This window comes from Kitasatospora sp. GAS204B, assembly GCF_029892155.1.
In the GTDB taxonomy this organism is placed as follows: domain Bacteria; phylum Actinomycetota; class Actinomycetes; order Streptomycetales; family Streptomycetaceae; genus Kitasatospora.
Genome location: NZ_JARZAG010000065.1, coordinates 1 through 6,071, shown reverse-complemented (window position 1 = coordinate 6,071; position 6,071 = coordinate 1). Strand labels below are relative to the sequence as shown.

4 protein-coding genes are annotated in these 6,071 nt (G+C 72.7%); 2 read left to right on the top strand and 2 right to left on the bottom strand.

Going from position 1 to position 6,071, the window contains the following annotated elements; genetic code table 11:
* Positions 1–174 precede the first annotated feature (174 nt).
* Positions 175–1,029, top strand: a complete 855-nt coding sequence (locus tag P3T41_RS36710; RefSeq protein WP_280695001.1) for a phosphatase PAP2 family protein — start codon at positions 175–177, stop codon at positions 1,027–1,029.
* A gap of 156 nt (positions 1,030–1,185) precedes the next feature.
* Here the strand turns inward: P3T41_RS36710 and P3T41_RS36705 are convergent, their stop codons facing one another.
* Positions 1,186–1,755: an acetate uptake transporter gene (locus tag P3T41_RS36705; protein WP_280695000.1), complete on the bottom strand. Its 570-nt coding sequence runs from the start codon at positions 1,753–1,755 to the stop codon at positions 1,186–1,188.
* A 450-nt stretch (positions 1,756–2,205) separates the two neighbouring features.
* Positions 2,206–4,758, bottom strand: a complete 2,553-nt coding sequence (locus P3T41_RS36700; protein ID WP_280694999.1) for a SpoIIE family protein phosphatase — start codon at positions 4,756–4,758, stop codon at positions 2,206–2,208.
* Between the two features lie 519 nt (positions 4,759–5,277).
* Here P3T41_RS36700 and P3T41_RS36695 point away from each other — a divergent pair.
* Positions 5,278–6,071: HAMP domain-containing protein (locus P3T41_RS36695; RefSeq protein WP_280695002.1), on the top strand; the 794-nt coding region annotated here is incomplete at its 3' end.

Here is a 6,071-nt window from a genome sequence, read left to right as displayed (position 1 = left end):
TGCAGGGGGGACCCTGTGGGAGAGTAGGACGCCGCCGAACAATTCTTCTAGAGAAGCCCTCTTCCTTCGGGAAGGGGGCTTCTCTGCGTTTACCGGCCGTCGCGCGCTACCCTCTCTGGCACACAGACCGGCACAGACCGGCAGACCGGCCGGCAGGCGGAGAGGCGCGCGGCGTTGCAGAACCTGACCCTTTCGTGGCAGAGCGCCGGAGCCACGGCGGTGGTCCTGCTGGGTGCCTCCTACGTGGTCCACCGTGTGCTCCCGACCCGTCGGACCGTGGTCGCCGTCCTGCGCGAGGCCGGCACGTTGCTGGCGCTCTTCGCGCTCTGGCAACTGGTGGGCCAGCTCTCGCTGCTGAGTACCGCCCACGCGCTGGACCGCGCCGAGTGGATCCATCGCACCGAGCTGCGACTCGGTCTGCCGGACGAGGCGTCCTTGCAGCGGATGATCACGCCGTATCCGGTCCTGGTCCGGCTGGCGAACTACTACTACGCGACCATGCACTTCGCCGTGATGATCGCGGTGCTGCTCTGGGCCTTCCTGTGGCATCGGGCCCGCTACGCGTGGGTGCGGACCACGGTGGTGCTGGTGACCGCGGCCTGCCTGGTGATCCAGTTCCTGCCGGTCGCCCCGCCCCGCATGCTGCCGGACGCCGGATTCGTCGATCTGGCGGCCGAGTACGGGCAGTCGGTCTACTCCGGGGGAATCGGCGGCATGCACGCGGACGAGCTCTCGGCGATGCCCTCGGTCCATGTCGCCTGGTGCGTTCTGGCGGCCGTCGCCGTCATCGCGATCGGACGCTCGCCATGGCGTTGGCTGATTCTTCTGCACCCGCTGCTGACCGTCACCGTGGTCGTGGCGACGGCCAACCACTTCTGGGCCGACGGCCTGGTGGCGCTCTGGTTGCTGATGCTCGCGTACGCGGTGCAGTACGCCGCGAGCCGTCTGCGGGCCCGGCGTCGACAGGACGACGCCCAGGGCGAGCCGTCCGCGCAGCCGCAGCCCACCCGCCCGACCGCCAGCCGCTGACGTTCCTGGCGGGCACACCTACGAGGCACACCAACCGGCCACACGAACCGGCCACATGAACCGGCCACACGAACCGGGCACGCCGAGGGCGGAGCCTCCCGAGGAGGCCCCGCCCGGTCCTGACGGGTCAGGCGCTGACCCGTCAGATCGGCGCTGTCACTTCACCGGCAGCGCAGCCCGGCCCCAGCCGCTGTTGGTCAGCGCCGCGGTCGCCCAGTACCAGCTGATCAGGCCGGCCACCGCCGCGAGCCAGCCGGCGACCTTCACCAGACCGCTGGTGCTGCCGAAGGTGCCGATCGCCGCCAGCAGCAGCGACAGCGTCAGCAGGCCGTAGAGGCCGCGGCCGAACAGCCCGGCCTGCCAGCTCGCCACCGCCAGGGTGAGGGCCAGCAGCGCCCACAGGAGCAGGAAGAGGCCGGCCGCGTTCTTGCCGCCGGCCATCGATCCCGCCCCCGCCGCCCAGACTGCCCAGAAGGCGCCCAGGCCGGTGAAGGCCGTGCCGCTGAAGGTGTCACCGGAGCGGAACTGCCAGAGGCCGGCGATGAACAGCGCGACCCCGCCGACCAGGTGGGCGAGGCCCGCCGCGTCGGCGACGCCGGCGCCGTGCAGGATCCCGGTCTGCAGCAGGCCGTACGAGAGGAGGGTCAGGCCGAGTGCGAGGTATCCGAGGGGACCCGCGTCGAGTGAGGCGGGTCGGGCGTTGGCCCCGGTAGCGTCATTGCTCACCGGAGGCTCCTTTCTGGGGTGGTGCCAGGTGTCTGGTGGGTTCGCGGTGCCTGGTCGGGCCAGGACATGGCGGTGCGAGCACCCGGGCAGCGTGGTGCGGCCGGGCGCGCCAAATTGCGCGAGAGGGCGGGGAGGTGACGGCGACGGCGGACACGGCAGCCGTCGCGGTGGCTCTGCCGGGGCGTCCTGCGGGAGGGCGCGGGGGCAGTGGCCTTGCTGCGTCCCCGCAGCTCAGGGCTGCCGGGACCGGGTTCGCCGGGGGAATCCCCGGTCAGCTGGTGTCTACCCGCGACGAACCGCTTGTACCCTTGTGAATCGTAGAATTTGTTCGTTTGTCAGCTGAGTCGTCATCAGACAGTAACCATTGCTGATGAGCTCACTGCCGATGAGAGCGGCCGACAACGGCTCCCGCTCCCTCGGCCCCGCCGCCAGCCCCGCCGCTACCCCCCTCTAGCCCTGTCGCTGGACCGGCACCCGCAGCGCGATGATCGCCATGTCGTCCGACGGCGGCTCGGGCGCGAACCGCTCCACGGCACGCTGCACCCGGGCGGCGACCGCGCCGGCCGTCAGCCCGGTGCAGCCGGCCAGCACCTCGGCCAGCCCGTCCTCGCCGAGCATCCGCATGCCCTCCCGCCGCTCGGTCACGCCGTCCGTCACGCAGAGCAGCACCTCGCCCGGCTCCAGCACCACCTGCTCGACGGTCAGCTCCAGGTGCTCCAACACCCCGAGCAGCGGCTGCGACTCGGCGGCCGCGGTCACCCGTCCGTCCGTGCCCAGACGCAGCGGCAGTGGGTGGCCGGCGCAGACCAGGCTGAGCTCGGCGCTCCCGTCGGCGCGCGGCGTCAGCTCCCCGTACAGCAGGGTCAGGAAGCGGCCCCGGTCGCCCTCGTCGAGGATCGCCCGGTTCAGCCGGCTCAGCACCTGCGGCGCATCCAGGCCTTCGCGGGCCAGCAGCCGCAGCGAGTTGCGGGCCAGCCCGGTGACCGAGGCGGCCTGCGGACCGGTGCCGCAGACGTCGCCGATCGCGAAGCCGTAGATTCCCTCGCGGATCGAGAACAGGTCGTAGAAGTCGCCGCCGACCTCGTTGCCCTCGCCGGCGGCCTGGTAGTAGACCTCGACCTCGACGCCGGGGATCTTCGGCAGCTCCGGCGGCAGCAGACTGCGCTGCAGGGCCTGGCTGGTGGCTGTCCGCTCCGAGTAGAGCCGGGAGTTGTCCAGCGCCAGGGCAGCGCGCCGGGACAGGTCCTCGGCCAGCTCCAGAATCTCCTGACGGAAGGTCACTCCGGCGGTGGTCCCCAGCACCAGCAGCCCGATCACCCGGTTGCGGGCGAACAGCGGCAGCGCCACCGTCTGGCCGAGCAGCCCGGCGGGCTCGGTCCCGGTGAGCGCCTGGGCCGGGCCGTCCCAGGTGGCGGTGCCGCCGGCCGCGATGTCCACCGGCGCCTCGGTGCTGCGCAGCAGCGCGCGCAGCGGGTCGATCCGGTCCTCGTCCTCGTGCAGCACGAAGGCGAGTTCGGCCTGTTCGGCCTGCTCGGCGATGGTGTAGACGGCGCACCAGGCGGCCAGCGTGGGTACCGCCATCTGCGCCATCAGGGCGAGCGTCTGCTGTAGCTCCAGGGTTCCGGCCAGCAGGTCGGAGGCCTCGACGAGGAAGGAGAGCGCGCCCCGGCGCAGCCGTTCCCGTTCCGCCAGCCGAGCGTTCTCCACGCTGAGTGCGATCCGGTCGGCGGCGAACTGCAGCCGCAACGCATGGTCGTTGTCGTACTGCCCGGGCCGGCCGGCCGCCACGCCGAGCGAACCGATCAGCCGTCCCTCGACCTTGAGCGGCACCGTGATCAGCGAGCGCAGCCCGGAGCCGCCGAGCAGCGGGGCGGCGCCGGGCCGGACCGCCAGGTCCTGGTGGACGGCGGGCAGCCGGGCCGAGTCGTACCGGCCCTGGCCGGCGTCCACCGGGATCCGCACGTCCTTGACCCGGCCGGCCGGCAGTCCGGTGGCCGCCCGGACCTCGAACTCGCTCTCGTCGTCGGTGATCAGCAGCAGGTAGGCCGCATCCCCGTCGAGCAGGTCCCGGGCCCGTTCCACCGTCTGCTGGAGCATGCCTGACAGGTCGTCGGCCGGCACGCCTTCCAGCTGCAGGTCCAGCGGCTCGAGGGCGCTGCTGCTCGGGCCGGCCGGTGCGGTGCGGGTGGGGGTGCGCAGCACGGCGCGGTCCCGCTCACGGACCAGCAGGCAGAGCGTGGACGGGGCGCCGGTGGCGTCCAGCAGCCGGACCTGTGAGCCGTACACCTCGATGGTGCGCTGGTCGGCACGCCGGATTCCGAACGCGCCCTCCCAGCGGGCCAGCCGGAGCACCTCCGCCAGGTTCGCCAGTTCGCCGGGCGGCTGCGGCCAGACCACCAGGTCGGCCCAGCGCCCGCCGAGCACCGCGTCGGCGGGCTGGCGGAACAGTCCTTCGGCGTCCGCGTTCCAGGAGCGCACCAGGCCGTGCTCGTCCACCTGGACGACGGCCACCAGCACCGGTCCGTCGGTGCTGGGCAGCACCTCGCCGGGCGCCTGCGGCAGGGCGTAGCGGGTGCCGGGCAGGGCGCGCTGCAGCGGCAGCCGGAACCAGACGGTCTTCTGCCCGGCGGAGTACTCCACGCCCCAGCGGCTGGAGAGTGCCGAACACATCAGCAGGCCTCGGCCACCCTCGCCCTCGGAGTCGGCGAAGTGCTCGGAGACGGCGTCGCCGGCGACCGGTCCGGCGAAGGCGGGCAGGCCGCGTTCGGGGTGCCGGTCGGTCACACCGATCTGGACCGAGTCCGCCTCGCGCAGGCAGCTGACCTCGGCGGCGGTCCCCGCGTGCACCACCGCGTTCGTGACCAGCTCGCTGACCAGGACTATCGCGTCGTCGACGACCTCGGGCAGCCCCCAGCCCAGCAGCGCGTCGCGGACGAAGCCGCGCGCGGCCGAGGCCGACCGGCCGTCCGGCTCGAAGGTGGCGGCTGCGCGCGCGGTGACCACGGGCTGCTTCTCCTCTTGTTCGGGTACGGCTGCTCGGCGACTGGTGCGGCCCGGCGCCGAGCGGTGGGAACCCGGTGGCACCGGCCAGGGCGAGGTGCAGCGCTCCACCCTACTTTCCGCTTGGTCTCCCCGGGAGAAAGGGGGAGTGAAACAGCCGCCGAGGAGTGATTCTCCCCACCCCATGCACCCGGAACCTGCCCATCGCCTCCTTCTCACCAGGGGGTGAGCCTGGTGAACTGGGCATTGCCGGTCGGTCCGGGCTGTCAGACTGGGGGATCCGCAGGAGCGGCACAGCTTGCCGGGCCGGCGGATACCAGCCAGTCGCGACGTGGGAGGGTCCCGTTGAGTACCGCTACCAAGGACGCTGCCGGTCAGAGCACCTCCGGGCAGAAGAGCACGGCCGCACCACGCGGCGCGCGCGCCGCCACCGCGCCCCGTGGCGGGGCCGGGCGCCGGCCCGGGCACAACCGCGGGGCCGAGCCGGCCGAGCTGCGCAAGCTGCTCGGCGCGCTGACCGCGATGCGCGACGGCAACTTCCGGCGCCGGTTGACCGTGCCGGGCGACGGGCCGATGGCCGAGATCGCCGCCATGTTCAACGAGGTGGCGGAGCGCAACCAGCACCTGACCGGTGAGCTGGCCCGGGTGCGCCGCGCGGTCGGCCGGGAGGGGCGGCTGACCGCCCGGCTGGAGAACGGCGCCAGCGAGGGCGCCTGGGCGTCGGCGGTGGACAACTGCAACGCGCTGATCGACGACCTGGCGCGCCCGATGGCCGAGGTCGGCCGGGTGCTGGCGTCGATCGCCGAGGGCGACCTGGACCAGCGGATGGAGCTGCGCTCCAACCAGCCGGACGGTGGCAGCCACCCGCTGCGCGGGGAGTTCCTCAAGGTCGGACGGACCGTCAACGGCCTGGTCGACCAACTCTCCGAGTTCACCGACGAGGTGACCCGGGTGGCCATCGAGGTGGGCACCGAGGGCAAGCTCGGCGGTCAGGCCCGGGTCCGGTCGATGTCCGGCAGCTGGAAGGACCTGGCCGACTCCGTCAACACCATGGCGGGCCGGCTCACCGCCCAGGTGCGCAACATCGCCGAGGTCACCACGGCGGTGGCCAAGGGCGACCTGTCGCACAAGGTCACGGTCGACGTGGCCGGCGAGATGCTGGAGCTGAAGAACACCGTCAACACGATGGTGGATCAACTGAACTCGTTCGCCGCGCAGGTGACGCGGGTGGCGCGGGATGTGGGGACCGAGGGGCGCCTGGGTGGGCAGGCGCAGGTGCCGGGGGTCGCGGGGGTGTGGCGCGATCTGACCGATTC